At 45.8% G+C, this 18314-nt stretch carries 17 protein-coding genes; 7 read left to right on the forward strand and 10 right to left on the reverse strand.

What is annotated here, in order from left to right; all coding sequences use genetic code 11:
• Nucleotides 1-33: 33 nt before the first annotated feature.
• The 4 genes from LZZ85_RS20685 to LZZ85_RS20700 form a co-directional block, all read right to left on the reverse strand.
• On the reverse strand, nucleotides 34-1512 hold the full coding sequence (locus LZZ85_RS20685; RefSeq protein ID WP_237875265.1) for a TolC family protein: 1479 nt from the start codon (nucleotides 1510-1512) through the stop codon (nucleotides 34-36).
• An 80-nt stretch (nucleotides 1513-1592) separates the two neighbouring features.
• Nucleotides 1593-2936: an HlyD family secretion protein gene (locus LZZ85_RS20690; protein WP_237875266.1), complete on the reverse strand. Its 1344-nt coding sequence runs from the start codon at nucleotides 2934-2936 to the stop codon at nucleotides 1593-1595.
• On the reverse strand, nucleotides 2923-3924 hold the full coding sequence (locus tag LZZ85_RS20695) for an ABC transporter transmembrane domain-containing protein (RefSeq protein WP_237875267.1): 1002 nt from the start codon (nucleotides 3922-3924) through the stop codon (nucleotides 2923-2925). Before LZZ85_RS20695 ends, LZZ85_RS20690 begins: the two co-directional genes overlap by 14 nt.
• Nucleotides 3925-4005: 81 nt before the next feature.
• The gene (locus LZZ85_RS20700) at nucleotides 4006-4356 is read right to left on the reverse strand and encodes a hypothetical protein (protein ID WP_237875268.1); all 351 of its coding nucleotides are present in this window, start codon (nucleotides 4354-4356) and stop codon (nucleotides 4006-4008) included.
• Nucleotides 4357-4743: 387 nt separating this feature from the next.
• On the opposite strand from LZZ85_RS20700, the gene LZZ85_RS20705 reads away from it, so the two are divergent.
• From LZZ85_RS20705 to LZZ85_RS20715, 3 genes are all read left to right on the forward strand, one after another.
• Entirely contained in the window at nucleotides 4744-5085 is a 342-nt protein-coding gene (locus LZZ85_RS20705) for a HopJ type III effector protein (protein WP_237875269.1), read from the forward strand.
• Between the two features lie 135 nt (nucleotides 5086-5220).
• Nucleotides 5221-7272, forward strand: coding sequence for a glycoside hydrolase domain-containing protein (locus tag LZZ85_RS20710; RefSeq protein WP_237875270.1), 2052 nt, complete (start codon nucleotides 5221-5223; stop codon nucleotides 7270-7272).
• Between the two features lie 118 nt (nucleotides 7273-7390).
• On the forward strand, nucleotides 7391-8002 hold the full coding sequence (locus LZZ85_RS20715) for a hypothetical protein (RefSeq protein WP_237875271.1): 612 nt from the start codon (nucleotides 7391-7393) through the stop codon (nucleotides 8000-8002).
• Between the two features lie 11 nt (nucleotides 8003-8013).
• On the opposite strand, the gene LZZ85_RS20720 is transcribed toward LZZ85_RS20715, so the two are convergent.
• Entirely contained in the window at nucleotides 8014-8586 is a 573-nt protein-coding gene (locus LZZ85_RS20720; RefSeq protein ID WP_237875272.1) for a hypothetical protein, read from the reverse strand.
• 175 nt (nucleotides 8587-8761) lie between these two features.
• On the opposite strand from LZZ85_RS20720, the gene LZZ85_RS20725 reads away from it, so the two are divergent.
• Nucleotides 8762-9310 (forward strand): nuclear transport factor 2 family protein, encoded by a 549-nt coding sequence (locus LZZ85_RS20725; RefSeq protein WP_237875273.1) that lies wholly within the window; start codon nucleotides 8762-8764, stop codon nucleotides 9308-9310.
• 107 nt (nucleotides 9311-9417) lie between these two features.
• Here LZZ85_RS20725 and LZZ85_RS20730 read toward each other — a convergent pair whose 3' ends face one another.
• The 4 genes from LZZ85_RS20730 to LZZ85_RS20745 all read right to left on the reverse strand — a co-directional run bounded on the left by LZZ85_RS20730 (nucleotide 9418) and on the right by LZZ85_RS20745 (nucleotide 12622).
• Nucleotides 9418-9861, reverse strand: coding sequence for a hypothetical protein (locus LZZ85_RS20730; RefSeq protein ID WP_237875274.1), 444 nt, complete (start codon nucleotides 9859-9861; stop codon nucleotides 9418-9420).
• A gap of 27 nt (nucleotides 9862-9888) precedes the next feature.
• Nucleotides 9889-10656: a methyltransferase domain-containing protein gene (locus LZZ85_RS20735; RefSeq protein ID WP_237875275.1), complete on the reverse strand. Its 768-nt coding sequence runs from the start codon at nucleotides 10654-10656 to the stop codon at nucleotides 9889-9891.
• Between the two features lie 23 nt (nucleotides 10657-10679).
• Nucleotides 10680-11486 carry a helix-turn-helix domain-containing protein gene (locus tag LZZ85_RS20740; protein ID WP_237875276.1) on the reverse strand — a complete coding sequence of 269 codons (807 nt, stop codon included), beginning with the start codon at nucleotides 11484-11486 and terminating at the stop codon, nucleotides 10680-10682.
• 140 nt (nucleotides 11487-11626) lie between these two features.
• Nucleotides 11627-12622, reverse strand: coding sequence for an SDR family NAD(P)-dependent oxidoreductase (locus LZZ85_RS20745; RefSeq protein WP_237875277.1), 996 nt, complete (start codon nucleotides 12620-12622; stop codon nucleotides 11627-11629).
• A gap of 269 nt (nucleotides 12623-12891) precedes the next feature.
• On the opposite strand from LZZ85_RS20745, the gene LZZ85_RS20750 reads away from it, so the two are divergent.
• Nucleotides 12892-14679, forward strand: coding sequence for a metallophosphoesterase (locus LZZ85_RS20750; RefSeq protein WP_237875278.1), 1788 nt, complete (start codon nucleotides 12892-12894; stop codon nucleotides 14677-14679).
• Nucleotides 14680-14916: 237 nt separating this feature from the next.
• The gene (locus LZZ85_RS20755; protein WP_237875279.1) at nucleotides 14917-15792 is read left to right on the forward strand and encodes a ChaN family lipoprotein; all 876 of its coding nucleotides are present in this window, start codon (nucleotides 14917-14919) and stop codon (nucleotides 15790-15792) included.
• 137 nt (nucleotides 15793-15929) lie between these two features.
• Here the strand turns inward: LZZ85_RS20755 and LZZ85_RS20760 are convergent, their stop codons facing one another.
• Nucleotides 15930-16364, reverse strand: coding sequence for a response regulator (locus tag LZZ85_RS20760; RefSeq protein ID WP_237875280.1), 435 nt, complete (start codon nucleotides 16362-16364; stop codon nucleotides 15930-15932).
• Between the two features lie 636 nt (nucleotides 16365-17000).
• Here LZZ85_RS20760 and LZZ85_RS20765 point away from each other — a divergent pair.
• A complete protein-coding gene (locus tag LZZ85_RS20765; protein WP_237875281.1) occupies nucleotides 17001-18314 on the forward strand; it encodes an AAA family ATPase in 1314 nt (437 codons plus the stop codon).

Consider the following 18314-nt stretch of genomic DNA (forward strand, 5'->3'; position numbering starts at 1 on the left):
CGGTAGTGCTTACACGTGTTATACCAGTCAACATCATCGTGTACCAGCATTGTAATATAGCTTTGCCAGTGACTTCTGGTAACCTGCGATCATCTCAGCCCGTTTGATCTTCATGTCTATCAGCTTTGTTTCCCTGCTATTGATCAGGAAAAGTGTACTCTCCCCCAACGCGTACTTCTGTTGTTCCGCATCCAGCAACTGTTGCTGATAGCCGATACTGGCCACCTGTATCTCCAACTGATCCCGGTATGCCAGCAATGTATTGTAAGATGTGATGATCTCATTACGGATCTCCCTGTCTGTTTGCTGCAGGTCGAGATCCAGTTGATCCTGCTGAATTTTCACTGCCCGAAGTTTGCCACGTTCTGCGCGCAAAAAAAGCGGGAGGGAGAAATCAACCCCAAACTTGTAATTGCGCCATGCAAGATCATAGTAATGCGGGTTGAATGCACCAAAGCGATCTCTCGCTGTGATCAGTGAGCCGGTCAGGTTCAGTCGCGGCTTCAGCAATTCTCGTCTATAGGAACGTTCCACTTCAAGCCTGGCCGCCCTGGCCCTTAACATTAAGAGATCAGGATGTTGTGCTGAAGCAAAATGAACCAGTGTATCCACCTGTTCACTCTCGGGTTTCAGTTTGTTCTCATCAGGATGCTCGGGAATTGCAGCGTCGGGAAGCTCCAATGGTGAGAATGCACTGTCCCAAAGATGGTTGCTCAGGATCAGTCGCCGGTTGCTCAGCTCTATTGAAAGCTTTGCCAGTTGTATTTCGCGATCCTGCACGGTAATACGTGCTTCTATTGTATCGATAGGCGGCTTATCTCCGATCATTGTTTGTCCGCGTAACGCTACAAACCTTGTTGTGGCCAGGTCAACCCCTTCTTTCAGCAACACATACTCGGTGAAGGCAAGATACCAGTTCCAGTAATCGCTTACAGCGGCATACCAGACAGACAGGATCTGTTTGATCCGTTCCGCTTCTGCATACCGCATCATGATCTTACTTTGTCGAAGGACATTTCTTCTTGCATCGATCACAAAACCCTGGCCGATCGGAATGGAGATCCCAACACTGCTCAATCCCTGCTCCGGTGTGATATACTGCGGATTCACATTTTCTCCGGTGAAATGATCATACCCGACCTTAAGATCGGCGCCCGCCAGCCAAAGCGGCACTTTCAATTGATTGCTCCAGTTAGCATAATAATCCGTATTGCCGAATTCTTTCCGGTCGAAAGTACTTTCCAGAAGGGGATCAAACTTCCCCAGCGCCTGCATAAAATCAGCCCTTGCAGCGGCGCTCAGCAATACCGCCTGTCTTACTATCGGATGATTCTTCAAAACCATTTGCTGGAACAGCCGGACCGAAAAGATCTGACTGCTGTCAATCGCCGTTTCATTTTTTTTATTGACCGATGAGCTATCCGCAGTTCCTGCAGGCCGCAATTGAGCGGATGCTGTAAAGGTGATGCCGGACATCAGTAACAATATTATTTGGAGAATTCTTTTTTTCACTTGTTTCGGATTTACCATGAAGATTCTTTCAGATTGCTTAGAACCATTGACAATCTGCGGAAACTATATGCCAGACAACTTTATTTCCCGGGTTCTTTTTCAAGGCTCGGTGGGAATCCGTTCAACTGTCGCCAGATCTCATACCATAGGGGAACCGAACGAAGGATCACGCGGCCATACACACCTGAGCCCTGCCTCAATCGATCTGGCCAGGCTGCATCACCTTTAGGAACCGGGGTGGTCTGCCTGATCAGTAAACGATATTTACCATTCGCACTGCTGACACGATCTATCACCGCTACCTTTCCGGCAAACGTTCCTACCGCAACAGCGGGCCATCCGGAGAACTGTACCGACGGCCATCCTTCAAATTGCAAACGCACATCGCTTGTGTCTTCGATCAGCGGAACATCCATCGCATTCACATACAATTCCACAGCAACCTGCGGCTCCCTGGGCTGAAGCGTGGCAACAGACTCTCCTTCCCTGATATTCTCTCCCACACCTGCTTTCAATGTTTTTACAACAAATCCGCTTTGCGGGGCACGAACAACATACAAGCCCCGGCGGATAGCAACATTGGAGATCTCGTTACGAAGCCTGGCTATATCTCCCTGCGCTCTTACCTTACTCGAGAATGCAGAACTCAGGCTCGACTGCGCTTTCGCCTGCGCCTCCTGGTAACTCACCCGTATATTATCCAGCTCGATCTTTGCATTCACCAGATCCTGTCTTGAATTACTCAATTTGTTCTGCGCACTCACCACCCTGGCATAATCCTCCTGCAATTTCAAACGACGGGTTTCAATATCCGTTAACGAGAACAAGCCATTCTTATATCCTTCTTCATAGCGGATAAGACGTACCCGGCTTGTTTCATAAAATTTTTCAATGGCCTGCAGATCTGCGCTATCGATCTTCACTACGTTCTCCCGCTGACTGACCTTATTTTCCGCAGAAGCCAGCTGAAGCTGTAAGCCGCTTGCGAGAGCCGACATCTGGCTGCGGACCGCATTCATTTGTTCATCCGCTGCCAGCTCCGTTCCCTCTACCGAGTTAAGCTGCTCGGTCAGGCGCTCAGGCAATTCCGGGTTGAAATATGATTGACTGGTTTCGGAAATAACAAGGATCGTATCACCCTGTTTCACTTCCTGCCCGTCCATCACTGCCCAGTATTCGATACGACCACCGATCTGGTTCTGTATCGTCTGGCTTCTGTCTTCCGGACGCAATGCGGTTACGACACCGCGACCGGGAATTGTTTGCCGCCATGGTAAAAAAAGCATCAGGATGAACAAGGCCAGCGATAGCAGCATCAACCTGCCGAACCGTCTTGCACGCCGTGGACTCATCAGCTCTTTGCCGGAACGGGTGGCCAGGCTTTCATAATATCGCCCATCGGGCATAGATCTAGTGAGCTTCATGATTGATATGCTTTTCGTCAATTTCAAGATCAGTTACGGCAGCAAGTTTTTCAGCGCCGGTAACCATATCAAATATTGTATCGAGACTCGTGAATAGCTTTTCAATAGCATAACCTATCTGCACGATGATGACTTCCGCTGCAACAAATTGCCCGAGGGTCATTTCCCGCTCCACCACAAACCAGGACCCAAGCAGTAATAATGCACCCATCATTACGGTCCGGATCACCACGGAACTCTTAAAGAATTTACGGAGTACACGGAAATGATCATTCCTCGCACGCAGGTAAGACGCATTCAATCTATCCGTATCCTGTATGATCTTTCCCATCGACTCTTCATTCCGGTGTGCATCAAGATCTCCCGCTACACTCTCCAGGTAAGCCACGAGATTGTACTTATATGCAGACTCCTGTACGCTGGTATTTACTCCGCGCCTGAAATAAAGCACTACGATCACCGTCATAATGATCAGGGTGAATGCCCCCATCGCGATAAATACGGGATGATAAAATGCCAGCAGCACGACACTGAATACCATCGTCACGCCAGACGTAATGATATTCACCAGGAATTTGCTTAACCCTTTTTGAATTGTAAGGATATCAAAGAAGCGGTTAACCAGCTCCGGAGGGTAACTTCCGTCCAGCTCACTTTTCCTGATCCGGGGCAAACGATAGGCAAACTCCATTGCGGTACGCGTAAAGATCTTTTGCTCAATTGCTTCCACGAGTGTTAACTGGCTGATCAGCATTATTCCGGCAATCACAACACCGATCACTACCACCGCAATCAGTATATAGGTTGAGCTGTAGATTGCGCCATTCAGAAGAAGATTGAACACAGCTGTTATCCCTAAGGGAATACTTAAACTGATCAATCCACCCAACAGGGCGTATATAAAGATGTAGTTGATATGCACACGTTCAGGATGAAGCATGCTGATCAACCTGCGCCAGGGCGCTGGTCCTTTACCATGATGATTCATGATCACAAAATTTTGATCCGGCCGGACAGAAGGTTATCCGCATCCCTCCGGCAGGAAATACAGTAAATAATTGGAAAAAGATTATGCGACCGGCTGAAGCGGCGGCGGGGTTGGAACCCGTTGATAAAGCCGGGCAAGAGCAGAACACTGATGATGCGTCATCATATCAGCCATCGCCCATTGCAAAGGACTGGACGGAATGATCATCTGCCCATATTCCATTTCAACCCATGATTTCTTGCAGCTTTTGACCGTCCCCTCTTTTTCATTCTCACCATCCTGCGAAGACCCTTCGCCATATTCCTCCGCACTCACATACTGAGCACTGAATACAACGGACTTCACGCAGACAATTGATCTGCCGTACAAAACAGACAGCATCAATACCGCAATGAAATACTGAGAATATTTTTTACAAAGTAGTCGCATCATTTTACATACAAGAGGCACGCAAAACTATATAAACATGTTCCAGCAACCGGGATTTACAGATTAGAATGTTCTAAAATTATACGGGAGTTTTTGGTGATGTATTATCATTTTATTAACGAAGTGGGGTGAACTGGGCGGAGGGAGGAGGATTTATAGTTTGGTAGGTTTCATAGGTTCATGAAACAGAACTAATAGTTTAAATATAAACACAACTGTTCTCCGGGCAAGATATGGGTCCGCTATAACACTGAAAATTATAAACCCCACGCAACCTATCAAACCTCCCAAACCTTCCAAACTTTTTAAACCTTTTAAACCTTAAAACTATTCCACTTTAGAACCCGTTTATGCTTATCTTCGGGATTGTCCAAAAAAGATATATATTTTATGAAAGAACAACTTGCCTTATTACTCAATGAGCTCAGAAATGATTCATCTTCATTTAAAGAAGTAATCGAATTCATTGAAACGTATTACCAGCATCAGCCGACGGCTTTTAGAAACACTGACGCATACAACGAAGCGACGCAGAACCAGGGAAGCGCAAAAGTATTCGCTTTCGCTGAGCTGAATAATATGAGTAAAGAAGATACGCTTTACCTTTTTGCAGAGCATTACCAGGCAGTATTAAAAAGCCCGATCGGCAATGATCACCAGAACATCCGTCAGTTCATGATCAATGGCTGGCCAGGGATCGCCTTCGAAGGACGACCGCTGGTAGCAAAATGATATCCCGCTGCATCAATAGTACTATGCCGGGTATTTCAGCCAATGCTGCGATACCCGGCATAACGCAAAAATAACATAGCACCGCGCTGCCATTGGATCTCCTCCGTGACCTTTGCACTCAAATCAACTTTTACCATGGCCGCTCTCGCCCGAAAAGCTCTATTCGCCGCTTTCCTTATTGCATCAGTACAGATCTGCACGGCACAAAGTTCATCGGATGATGTAAATGTCTTTCTCGGCTCTTCCGGCGATCATGGCCAGCTTTCACCCGCAGCCTCCTACCCTTTCGGCCTGCTTAGTATTGCGCCACAAACATATCCCAAACTACATACAGGATATGAACATAAAGCCAGAACATTTCTCGGCTTCACGCACAATCGCGTCGAAGGTGTCGGCTGCATGGGCAGCGGCGGCAATATCCTAATCACACCTTTTATAAGCGACCCATCTCCACTCATAAAAACTACTGAAAAAGCTTCTCCGGGATCGTATTCCGTCGCCTTTACCAATGGGATCAATGCTGCTTTTGTGGTTAACGGCAATGGAGGCCTGGAAGATTATCATTTCCCCGAAACAACATCAAAAGGATTTAAGATCGATCTGAGCCATACGCTGGCCAATAGATTCGTTGCGGAAGAACATACCTCCGCTCACAACTCCATTAGCGGCTGGATCGATTCAAAGACCACCTGCAATGCCGGAACATACAGGGTTTACTACTACATCACATTTGATAAACCTGTAAACATCTCCGACGCTGGCGATCATTCCCTTTCTGTTGTAATTGAAAACCCTATCACTGCCATACAACTGAAGATCGCCTTCTCGTCCGTAGACATTGCTCACGCGCAGAAAAACATCCTTACCACTTCAGCAACAGTTGCCCGTCAGCAAACAAAGGCCGACTGGAGCCGTGAACTGGATAAACTGAAAGTAAGAGGCTCCAGGGACGAGGAAAAAAAATTCTATTCGTTTCTCTACCGTACGATACAGTCACCTTTCCTGGTCTCTGAAAAAGACGGCAGCTACCGCGCAACAGATGGAAGCCTTCAGCAGAGCAATACGCCCGTATACAATGGATGGGCTATCTGGGATAATTACCGTACACAACTTCCACTACTTGCACTACTGGATCCTGCCCGCTATCAATCGATCATTAATTCGATAGCCGCTTTATATAAATATGGCAAAAAGGATTATGCCACCCAAAACGAACCGTCAAATACCGTAAGAACTGAACATGCTATAGTCGTGCTGCTCGATGCCTACCGTAAAGGCTTCCATGTAGATTTCAAATCAATCCGTGATTCGCTCATCGCAGAAACGGACAAACTGGATTTTACCCATCCGGATAAAGCGCTTGAAAGTAGTTACGACACCTGGGCCTTGTCGCAAATACTGGAGATCACCGGCGACAAGCAACTGAGCGATCGATACAAAGCAAAAGCTGCTCAGTGGAGAGCATACTGGACTAAAGATTTTAAGGATCTTACAAAGAATGATATCGACAAAGTTGGCGCCCGCGGTATGTACCAGGGTACGATCTGGCAATATCGCTGGCTCGTGACCTTTGACTTTAAAGGACTCATTGAGGAAACAGGTGGCGAAACTACCTATCTGAAAGAACTGGATGCATTCTTTCAGAACGATTACTACAATCACGCAAATGAAACGGATATTCAGGCACCGCTGATGTACAATTTCACCAGTCAGCCGTGGAAGTCGCAGGACATGGTGCGTAAATACGCTGCTGACACTGTTGTCCAGTATTATTTCAATGATAACAGCCGCGGCATAGACCCGTTCGTCGGCCGCATCTATGAAAACAAACCGGATACGTACGTCCGCACTATGGATGACGATGCCGGCGCCATGTCTGCCTGGTATGTGCTTGCGGCTACAGGTCTCATGCCCGCCTGCGTTGGCTGGCCGGTATATTATCTGAGCGTACCGCTTTTTGAAGAGGTACGGATTGTGAACGGGAAAAACCCCTTCATCATACAAACAAAAAAACCGTTTGCCGGAAACAGATATATCCAGTCAGTGACATTGAATGGAAAAGCATTACTGCGGAACTGGATCTCCCATGAGGAAATTGCCAAAGGAGGAACACTTGTTATCGTCGCGGGAGATAGACCAAATAAAAACTGGGGCGTAAAGGATCAATGGATCACCGAGATCAAATAAAAACCCTTCTGATCGATCCCATGCTTTCCTTTTTCATCCTGTTTCCATTTTGTTAAAGAACATCAGGGAAAGTATTTAACAACAATGGCCAGGTATCAGGGTACGTTAAGGCTAAAGAATGACGCAAATATTAATCCTTTGCACACTTTTATGTCTTTTGCAATTACAAGCACCCGGCCAGCGATCAGGCAGGCGTCCGTCAAGTAGCCCCACCGACCCCATTCCATGCAAGTATCCCGGCCGCTATTTCAACCTTACGCTTTCAAACAATGATAGCGAACCGATCTTACTTAAGCTTGGCCCAATCACGCAGATCGAAGACGACGATACACTGATCCTTTTTAAAAACACTAACTGTAATTTTTCAAACAAAAACTTTTACTATGATTTGCACGACGTCCAGGAATGGGAAACCTCCTGCATTACATGGTATACACTTCAACTCATTCAACCCGGTCAAACAATCAGATTTGTAGTAAAACTGAACGATTTCGATTCATTGGGAAGCAGCAAATTATTCTACTGCTATACACGGCAAATTATCGCTACCGACCAACAACTTGGGATGTATGCAGACCGGAGCAAGATCATTTTGCAAAAGTGCGAAGGCCGTGATTTTGAAACAAGCTACCTGGCATTGAACAAAAACATACATTCAGATGATCATTTCATCAACTTAAAATCATCAAAAGCAAGCACTGAACGATCGATAATACACGCTGGCCAATGAACGCTGTTCCCTTAATCCATTGCCTCTCTCCAATGAAATTCCATCTCCACCATAAACAGGAGAACAAATAAAAGCAGGTGATTCCCCGGATTGGTCATACTGATCTCTCCTTCACGGGGAAGATCCGAAACTGCTTCGTTGAAGTACAACTTTTCTTTAAATTCCCAGGACACGGCGGCCTCTTCATGTCCGTTCACTAGTGCACCGGAAAAATCAATCCGGCGACGCTTGAATAATGAAGATGAATAGAAAGACTTCAGCTTCCATTTATATGGTTCCTGGTGAATGATATCTATATAGGCCCTTAATGAAGGGGCTAGGGTTTTGGAGATCCCTAATTCGCCAAGGTGTCCTCCGTTATTAAGATTTCTCAATTCATAAAAATGATCATAGTTTTTATTTGGACGTGCCTGTATCAGGATCCTTGAATCAAGAAAAAAACCCACAGACTGTTCCAGGCTGAAATAGAAACTGCCGGCTTGCAACTGCGGATCCACAAAAGAATAATACCGGGCACGGTCGATCCTGATCCCTGATTCGATCTCTGTAAAAGTTTTGCGGCTATTCTTTTTAAATAAAAACATGCAGAAATTTTCCTGGTTTCTTCACAAGTTTAAGAAGAATGGACCAATGTTTTACATCTAAAAGGAAGTTGGGAGTATCTCGTTCAACTGGAAGACATGTCAAATCCTTTGCCGGATATTGCTTCAATTTAATATATTGCGTCTCAACAATTCTTCAACAATCAAAACTGCTCAGATGAAACCTGCTATCAAGATCCTCTTTCTCATACTGGGAAACTTCCTTTTGCTGGCCTTCGCGCTTCCTTCCTGCAAGGAAAGAGAACAGGCTGCCACCAGCGTTGACACGAAAGCAGAAGAAAGAGCCATCATTGCAACACTGGACTCTTTCAATCGCGCAGCGGCACGTGCCGACTTCGACCGGTATTTCGGATTCTACACCGATGACGCCATCTTCGCCGGCACAGACGCCACAGAACGCTGGGACCTGCCGGCATTCAAAGTTTGGTCGAAACCATATTTCGACCGTGGGAAAGCCTGGGATTTTACCGCCATCGAACGCCATATCTATTTCGACAAAACCGGTAGCCTTGCCTGGTTCGACGAACTGCTGAATACCCAAATGAAGATCTGCAGGGGTTCAGGCGTACTGGTAAAAAAAGGAAATGACTGGAAAGTAGCTCAATACATCTTATCAGCAACTGTACCTAACCCGGTCCTCGACTCGGTGATCACCATGAAAGCGCCTGTAGAAGATAGCCTGATTAACAGCCTGCTGAAAAAATAAACCGGACTTCGACCGCCTGTTTTATACTACTGATCTGATCAATAAAGAAAGCTGTACCAAATCCAGGGCAGCTTTCTTTATTGATCACCGGACTGCTCCGTCCTGGCTTATAACGTTAACCTGTTCATACGAACAGCATTCCTGAACCTCCAATAGCTAAGAACCAAGCCGACAACGAATGGAATGTTCAGGAATAGCACAAATAGCATCCCCTCCGTGGTATACTTAATGTCATTCTTCGTATTAAACTCACCTCCGGCTAAGGCCAGCACGGTGATCTCGCCGAAGGGAACTAAGAACCAGCTCAAAAAACTCAATAGCCTGTTTGACCGTATTCTTTCAAACTTGTTTAAGAATAAAGGAAGGCAGAGCACAGCCATCAGCAGACAGTAGATAAGAACAGCTGCAAGGGTGAAGGAAAACATCGCATCGCCCGGCATCAACTTTACTTTCGAGTATTGATCATCAATGATCCAGAAAATTGCCACGCCAAATAAAGTGATCAGTGATGGATAGATCAATGCATTCCGATAAAACCGGGCCAGTGTCATAAAAGTTTGTTTAAAAAAGTAATGTCATCACGGTCTTACTCCGTACAATAAGATCCTTTTAAATGCGTATACCGCCGGGAAAGTCTTAAAATAAGCCTTGATCCGCTTTTTGAACTCCTCTCTTAACAACTGCTTCCCGGTCTCATCCAACTTCTCCATATACGGTACAAGTGCGGATCCCGCAATAAAGCTATATAATTCCGCTTCGTCTTCCGCAATGATCGGATATACTTTCAAACTGATATCCAGGTCATTTAAACCACCACTGAACAGGATCCTGGCATAATCATCCACCTTTAATAAGGGAGATCTGCGAACAAAGCCATCCAGCATCCCGGCAAACGGATCTTCCTGTACAAGTCGCAGCAGGATCTCATTCAACACATTCTCTTGCTGAAACGGCATCTGCACCGCAAACTGCCCCCCGGGATTTAATTTTGATATCAATCCCGGGAACAGGACCTCATGATCATCCGACCACTGCAATGCCGCATTGCTGAAGATCAGGTCCCATTTCGAATCAGACAACGCGAATTTCTCAATCGTTGATGACTCGAAATGCAGGTTGGGTTTTACGAACTGCCTCGATTCTGCCAGCATTTCCGCAGAAGAATCAAGGCCAAGAAAATCAGTCTGCTCAAATTTCCCGGAAAGTATAGACGTCTGCTCTCCTGTGCCACAACCAATATCGACAGCCTTTTTCATTTCTTTATCAACGATCAGACTCATCAGGTCAAAAAATGGCCTGTAGCGAATTTGTTTGAACTGATTGTACACATCAGGATTCCAGGGCATACTCGTGTCTTTATATTTAGCACTTAACTGGCGGGAAGCGCCGTTGGCGCATAACCAAACTGCTTTTTGAATGCAAATGAAAAGTGGGAAAGATTTTCGAATCCAACTTCATAACAAACATCAACAGGCTTCTTTTTCTTTTCTGCAAGATGATAGTGCGCCAGTTCCAATCGCTTTTGCGTTAGCCATCGCTGCGGCGTTGTATCAAATGCTTTCTTAAAATCCCGCTTGAAGGTTGTCAGGCTTCTTCCGGTAAGATAACCGAATTTTTCCAGGGGCAGATTGAACATGAAATTCTTTTCCATATAGTCAACTAGACTGATCTTGCCGGGCTCCTCGAAGTTTGCCAGCACATTATCTATCTCCTTGTCAAGCGTGCGGAGAATGCTGATCGCTTCTGTGATCTTCAGAGAAGCTATATCATCCGGGATGTCCTTCATCTCAAAATATGGGATCAGTGAAGCAAGGCAGCTCTCTAACAAAGGATGAGCATTGAAAGCGAAAATTTTAGGAAACTTTAATGGAACCGGTCTGATATTCCGGTTAGAGTAAAATCTTTTCAGTCTTTCAACAGACAAATGCATCACGACCGTCTTATGCGGATGGCCACCTTTAGGATAGTTGATGATCGTTGCCAGCTGATTTCTCGGGATCAGGAATATATCTCCTTTCCTGAACATATAGGTGGCATTTGCCTGTATGATCTTTGTTTCCCCGGAGATAAACCAGACCAGCATGTGATGATCAAACATGATATCTGATTTGAAAAATTTATCATCATAGCTGGAAAGCTTTATGTCTTCGGTGATATATTTAGCCTTATACTCCATGCTTATGCTCTTTGTATTTTCGTAAAAAGGAAAATATTACTGTAAAAATAGAAAATATCATGTAGCTATTTTTAATTTGATTTTAGCTGCATATAAAGGAAAGGCAGCCTTGCAAAAGCCGCCATTTCCGATAATCAACCTTAACCTATATCAAAAGAGATCCCTGTCATTTCCTCGCTTAGCTTCCACAACTTTTTAGCGCTCGCTTCATCAACTGCATAGCTCTTTACCCCTTCTTCAATCTCCGTGTTCACAGACAGTGAAGCAATCTCCGCATTCTCACAATACACACCTCCAATATTGTTCAGTAAGGGGCTCGTTGCCGCCCACACAGTCGTTGCTGCACCCTGCGGAATTGTTTTCAGGCTCGCCGCTACTTCGGGCAATAACACTCCATCTGCATCACAATACCCCATTTTCTGGAACAATTCGATAGATGCCTCTCTGCCCAATTCTGTTCCGCCGATCGCACCCGGATGAAGGGAATAAGCTCTGACATTTGATGATTGGCCACGTTTATCCAGCTCGACAGAAAACAGGTTCACCGCCGTTTTCGACTGTCCATAGCCTGCAAGCGTTTCATACTTCCTGTTAAGAAAGTTCGGATCTTCAAAATCGAAAGCAGCAAACTGGTGCCCTTGCGACGATACATTTACCACCCTTGCTCCATTTGCTTTTTTCAATGCAGGCCATAACCGCGCTGTCAATTGAAACAATGCCAGGTAATTGGTTGCCAGTTGCGATTCAATACCACGTTTATCCCGGCGAAGCGGCACCCACATAATGCCCGCGTTATTGATCAAAAGATGTAAAGGCCTTCCGGAAGCCAGAAATGTTTCCACAAATGCATCCACAGATGCAGGATCCATCAGATCTAAATGTTCGATCTCCACGTTTTCGACACCCTGTAGATTTCGTTTTGCCTTTTCCACATCTCGTGCCGGTACGATTACTATGGCTCCGGCCAACGCGAGAACCTTTGTCGTTTCTAACCCGATACCTGTATTACCACCAGTAACAATGGCGATCTTCCCATTGAGGTTGATGCCGCTGATCACTTCGCTTGCAGTAGAGGTAGAATTAAAGCCTGAGCCGACGGGTCTCTGGAAAGTTCCCTGATAATTGTTCTGTTTCATTTTTATTGTTTTAATAGAACAAAACTATAGAGAGTTCCAGGGCATGGCTTTGTTCAAAAGGCCGAGTTTACTTTGTTAAGAAGGCCGGTAATTGAGCAACGCAGTGCAGCGGCCACCTACGCCTCCTGTATATAAAAACGGGGCTAATATCCGTGAACCGGCATCATTTGTATGTCCAGGTTGTTTTGCTGAAAAATGTACTTCTTATCCGCCAATAATTAATATTCCGGTAACACTCCCTTCCGCAGTTTTGCAAAAATTCCCAGCGAATGTCTATACCTGTCAGACGCTTGTTCAATCGTCTTGCCGCACCAGTTTCCTGTGTGCTGTTCGTAATAAGTATCTCCGCCACGATCGGAGCAAAGGAATTGCATGATGACGATAAATTTTCCATTGCCATTCTACCGGACACCCAGTATTATACCTCTGAAAAGAACGGTGGTAAAAAAGAAATGTTCTTTACTCAAACGGAGTGGATCGCACAGAACGCCACAAAAGAAAACATCAGATACGTTATACATCTTGGGGATATTACAGATGATGGTGAGAAACTTCCTCAGCAATGGGTAAATGCATCCGATGCAATGCACAGGCTGGAAAAACCACAAGCCGGCTACCCGCAGGGAATTCCCTATGGTATGGCGGTAGGCAACCATGATCAAACCAAAAGCCAGTATCCGATAAGCGGCACTACTGCTCACTACAACAAGTATTTTGGTATCGATCATTTTAAAGATAAAAAATGGTATGGTGGCCATTATCGTGACAACAATGACAGCCACTACGACCTCTTTACCGCTGGCGGCATTTCATTTATTGTGATTTACCTTGAATATGATTCTTATGATGAGGATATCGAGAATCTTAATAACTGGACCAGTGCGCTTCTTGAAAAACATAAAGACAAAAAAGCGATACTGGTAAGTCATTCCTTTATTCATTTTAACAAGACCAAAGGAACCAACGAAAAAGGTTTTCCTGCTTTCAGCAAACAGGGACAGCGCCGCTTCGACCGGTTAAAACGCTATCCTAATGTGATAATGACCCTGTCTGGTCACGTAGGCGATAACGGCGAAGGATACCGCCAGGATGGTTATGCTGGTAATATCATCAGATCATTTCTCTCAGATTATCAAAGCCGCAAAGATGGCGGACATGGCCTGATGCGCTTAATGACGTTCTCCAGATCAAACGACCTCGTCAGCGTACGTACCTTTTCTCCCTACACAGGGGAAGAAGAAACAGACGCAGACAGCAAATTCACGCTTCCTTTGTTTCATCACACAACAGTTGCCCGTTACAGCGATTATGATAACGATGGCGTTACAGATCTCGCTTTTTTCTCCAAAGGCAACTGGAAGATCAATGACCAGCCAGCCATTGAATTCGGTAAAGCAGGAGACGTTCCCGCGCCGGCAGATTACAACGGAGATGGCAGGACCGATCGCGCGTATTTCCGTCCTTCTGAAGGAAAATTCTATCTCGAAGATGGAAAGCAGATCACATTGGGCCAGCCCGGTGATATCCCTGTTTGTGGCGACTATGATGGTGACGGATTTGCGGAAGCCGCCGTATATCGCCCTTCCACTCTCACCTGGTATTTTAACGGGCTGGACAGCGTCCGGTTTGGCCACGCCAAAGGCATCCCCGTACCCGCCGATTATGATGGTGACGGCATTCTTGATCTTTGCTTTTTCAGAACTGATAACTCGCTATGGCAAAGCTCTCTCGGGAATATCCCCTTGCAGGTGAAACATACACCCGGAGATATTCCGGTTCCCGGCGATTATGATGGCGATGGACGCACAGAAATGGCCGTATATCGTCCCTCAACCGGCGAATGGATCATTGATAAAATGAAGCAGCCGGTAAAATTAGGCGGGAAAGATTATCTACCGGTCCCGGGCAATTATTATCCTGATGGCAAAACATATCCAGCGGTTTATAAAGACGGCAAGATCGTATTGCAGAATGGTAAAACATTTGAGGTTGCGGATAATAAGATTGAAGAGCTGGTTAATCTGCCGTTGGTGTTGCGGTATAAGCTGATAAAATAGCAACTGGCTCATAAAGAGCGCGACAAGCGGTGGGATACAGTATATCCCCAGGCCTGCTTTCGTCGCGTCCGTTGCGTATCGTCGCGTCCGCCGCGTTCCTTATACGCCAGTTAAATATTCAGGCCCTACCGACCATCTTCCGAAAAACGGAATTTCACTCCAGACAGTCATCTAAACACAGTACCTTTCGTCTTCCGGCAAAAGAGAACCGGCTTTTCAAACCAAACTGACTCTGCAATGATAAAAACCTTTCTCACGCTGATCCTCATTATTACATTTTACCACACCAGCCGGTCTCAAACACCCTGGTCCGATCACTATAAGATCTACGACACAAAAAACAAAAAGACCATCTCCATAACCGATCTCGTCGGATCTGTAAAAGAGGCGGACGTACTTTTTTTCGGAGAAGAGCACAATGACAGTATCGCGCACCGCTTACAGGACACATTATACCGCTCACTGCTCAACCAATACGGAACGGTCACGCTCAGCATGGAAATGTTTGAAAGGGATTGCCAGCTCGTACTGGACGAATACCTCCAGTCTTTTATAACAGATGAAAGACTGGTAAAAGAAGGCAGGGCCTGGAACAACTACAAGGACTACCGTCCGATCGTAAATACGGCAAAAGAGCGGCAGCAAAAAGTGATCGCCGCGAATGCACCCCGCCGCTATGTGAACATGACCAGCAGAAAAGGCCTTAAAAGCATTGACAGCCTTTCGAAAAACGCCAAAACCTATTTTGCAAAACTACCTCTCGACACGATCAATGCCCCTTACCAGGAAAAATTCAGCAAGATCATGGGTGGCCGGCAAACCAGCAGCAATGTCTATTATGCTCAAACAATGTGGGACGCGACCATGGCAGAAAGTATTTACAAATACTGGAAAAAGAACAGGAACACCAAAGTATTCCACCTCAATGGACGTTTCCATACAGATGATCAACTCGGAACGTTCACTCAATTGCAACGCAGCAACAAGAAAATAAAAATTCAGAACATCAGCTGCTTCCCTGCAACAGATTTCAATAACCCGCAATGGAGCCAGTATGAATCACTCGGCGACTATGTAATAATCACAAACCCGGATATCGCAAGAACCTTCTGATTCAAAAGCAAGTCTGATGCCCGACACCAATAAACCCTCAACATAACAAAAGGCCCGGCTAACGCCAGGCCTTCATACTTCTATAAAAGAGTTCAACACTTTTTCCACTTTGACTTATTCAAGAAATATCATCGCCTTCAAGCCCGCTTTACTTTCTCCTCCGGCATCTCCCCCAACGCAGGATCAATCTCTCCAAAACAAACAGCTCCGCTGTGAACCTGCCTGATGCAATGCACGATATTCTCCACATTCCCGCTATTCCGGTAAAAATACCCCATCGCTCCCGCTTCTTCGAGTTTGCTGCATAGCTTGAACTGGAAGGTGGTGGTTACGAAGATCGCCTTCAGAGAAGGAATGCGCTGATGAAGCTCCGCCAGAAACGATACCCCCCAGTGATCATCCTTATTCCAGTTCGCATCCATGATGATCAGGTCTGCTTCAATAGCCTCAATATATGGATACACTTTTTCAGGATCAGTTACCGTAACAATGGAAATGCCGTATGCGCGCAGCAATGGGCTGATGGAAGACGCAAAAAGTTCATTTTTACAGAGCCAGATCGTACGTATCATGACAAGGATTTTTGATCGATAGGTGATGGAAATTCAAGCGTCTAAGGTAATAGACCGGAAAGAAAATTACACCCGTTTTTACACCAGAATTTAATACCGTGAAAACACCTTTTCTCATGAAACTGAAGAAGATACACGCCGATCTGCCCGAACCAGGCCAATAACTGCCGGGAGTGGAACTGAGCGCCCGGTTAGGTCCTCGGCAACTGTGCGGGATGGTCGATGGCCGATGACCGCATCATCGGCCATCGACCATCCCGCACCAATCCTGATCCGTAAAGAAAACAGTCCCGTCATTTGTTCCACTCATCCTGCCAGTGTATCTTTCTGCCTCACAATCAGCGCTATTGATTGTAATCCAATTTCGTTTAGTTAAGAGATCGTCCTACAATAGCTCGATGGCCGATGGCCGATGACCGATGGCCGCATTTTGGATGGAAGCTATTGCTGCTAATTGGTTAGGGTATGACACTAGTAAGTATATCTGTTATCGGCCAATGGTCATCGGCCATCGAATGAACTTTCGGGGGAACTCATCATTGAACTAAACGACATTGGATTGTAATCACAGACAACCACATCTTTGCTTCACCGGTATTACCGGCAGCAATTCACGTATAAATAGTTATAGTTTAAATGAACAGTAACACTATTGACAGCCTGAGGGAAGCATTGAAACATTCCCCGGATAACTTCCATCTCCGCTTTTTGTTAGCTGAAACCTTGCTGGAAATGAACAGGCTTGAGGAAGCGGAAACAGAATTTTCCGTATTGGTGAGAAGCCTGAACGATACAAAAGCAAAAGTTGGTCTTGCCACAGTATTCTATCGCAAAGGCAACTATTCAGCCTGCAATGTGATCCTTGAAGAAGTAATTGACAGCGGGATAAAAGACGTTCAGGCATTCCTGCTTTATGCCAAAGCGCTGCTGAAGGAAAATGCTGTTGGAAAAGCTATCGATGCATATGGCAAAGCAATACAGCTTCAACCTGATCTTATGGATGAAGAGCTCGATAGCCAGCTCCGGGTAAGAGGAAACAGCCAGCCCATAGAACAGGATGAAGAGGAGTTGACTGATACCCGTTTTCTCCAGAAACCAACTATCAACTTCAATGACGTGGGCGGAATGGAGACTGTAAAAAAAGAGATTGACCTTAAGATCATCAAACCCCTCCAGCACGCCGACCTTTATAAAGCTTACGGGAAGAAAACCGGTGGTGGTATCCTGCTCTATGGACCTCCGGGATGTGGTAAAACGTTTATCGCGAAAGCTACTGCAGGCCAGGTGAATGCCAAATTCATCAACGTAAGCCTGAATGATATCCTGGATATGTGGGTTGGCAACAGCGAGAAGAACCTGCACGAGATCTTCGAACTCGCCAGGAACAACACACCCTGCGTATTATTCTTTGATGAGATAGATGCTCTTGGCGCAAGCAGAAGTGATATGAAACAATCAAGCAGCAGACACCTGATCAACCAGTTTCTGCAGGAACTCGACGGAGTAGAGAACGACAATGATGGTGTACTCATCATCGGCGCTACCAATACACCCTGGAACCTTGATCCGGCGTTCAGAAGACCCGGCCGTTTCGACCGCATCATATTCATTCCGCCACCAGACTCCACTACCCGTGAGTCTATCCTGAGGTTGAAACTGACTAACAAGCCCGTATCAGGCATCGATTATGAAAGCATTGCGAAAAAGACAGAACACTATTCCGGCGCGGATATAGATGCGATCATCGATATCGCCATTGAACGCAAACTGGAAAGTTCTTTTGAAGATGGCATTCCAAAACCGCTGGAAACAAAAGACCTGGTTGAAGCCGCCAAAAAACATAAAGCGAGCACACAGGAATGGTTCACTACCGCAAAAAATTTTGCCCTGTTCGCTAACGACTCTGGGCTGTATGACGATATTCTGGCTTACTTAAAAATCAAAAAATAA

This window comes from Terrimonas ginsenosidimutans, assembly GCF_022012415.1.
Lineage (GTDB): Bacteria > Bacteroidota > Bacteroidia > Chitinophagales > Chitinophagaceae > Terrimonas_A > Terrimonas_A ginsenosidimutans.

Excerpts from the sequence above, each read along its gene's own strand:
- LZZ85_RS20715 (WP_237875271.1), top strand. The coding sequence starts at position 7,391 with ATGACGCAAATATTAATCCTTTGCACACTTTTATGTCTTTTGCAATTA.
- LZZ85_RS20740 (WP_237875276.1), bottom strand. The coding sequence starts at position 11,486 with ATGGAGTATAAGGCTAAATATATCACCGAAGACATAAAGCTTTCCAGC.
- LZZ85_RS20735 (WP_237875275.1), bottom strand. The coding sequence starts at position 10,656 with ATGCCCTGGAATCCTGATGTGTACAATCAGTTCAAACAAATTCGCTAC.
- LZZ85_RS20755 (WP_237875279.1), top strand. The coding sequence starts at position 14,917 with ATGATAAAAACCTTTCTCACGCTGATCCTCATTATTACATTTTACCAC.
- LZZ85_RS20710 (WP_237875270.1), top strand. The coding sequence starts at position 5,221 with ATGGCCGCTCTCGCCCGAAAAGCTCTATTCGCCGCTTTCCTTATTGCA.
- LZZ85_RS20690 (WP_237875266.1), bottom strand. The coding sequence starts at position 2,936 with ATGAAGCTCACTAGATCTATGCCCGATGGGCGATATTATGAAAGCCTG.
- LZZ85_RS20720 (WP_237875272.1), bottom strand. The coding sequence starts at position 8,586 with ATGTTTTTATTTAAAAAGAATAGCCGCAAAACTTTTACAGAGATCGAA.
- LZZ85_RS20700 (WP_237875268.1), bottom strand. The coding sequence starts at position 4,356 with ATGATGCGACTACTTTGTAAAAAATATTCTCAGTATTTCATTGCGGTA.
- LZZ85_RS20725 (WP_237875273.1), top strand. The coding sequence starts at position 8,762 with ATGAAACCTGCTATCAAGATCCTCTTTCTCATACTGGGAAACTTCCTT.
- LZZ85_RS20750 (WP_237875278.1), top strand. The coding sequence starts at position 12,892 with ATGTCTATACCTGTCAGACGCTTGTTCAATCGTCTTGCCGCACCAGTT.
- LZZ85_RS20730 (WP_237875274.1), bottom strand. The coding sequence starts at position 9,861 with ATGACACTGGCCCGGTTTTATCGGAATGCATTGATCTATCCATCACTG.
- LZZ85_RS20765 (WP_237875281.1), top strand. The coding sequence starts at position 17,001 with ATGAACAGTAACACTATTGACAGCCTGAGGGAAGCATTGAAACATTCC.
- LZZ85_RS20695 (WP_237875267.1), bottom strand. The coding sequence starts at position 3,924 with ATGAATCATCATGGTAAAGGACCAGCGCCCTGGCGCAGGTTGATCAGC.
- LZZ85_RS20760 (WP_237875280.1), bottom strand. The coding sequence starts at position 16,364 with ATGATACGTACGATCTGGCTCTGTAAAAATGAACTTTTTGCGTCTTCC.
- LZZ85_RS20705 (WP_237875269.1), top strand. The coding sequence starts at position 4,744 with ATGAAAGAACAACTTGCCTTATTACTCAATGAGCTCAGAAATGATTCA.
- LZZ85_RS20745 (WP_237875277.1), bottom strand. The coding sequence starts at position 12,622 with ATGAAACAGAACAATTATCAGGGAACTTTCCAGAGACCCGTCGGCTCA.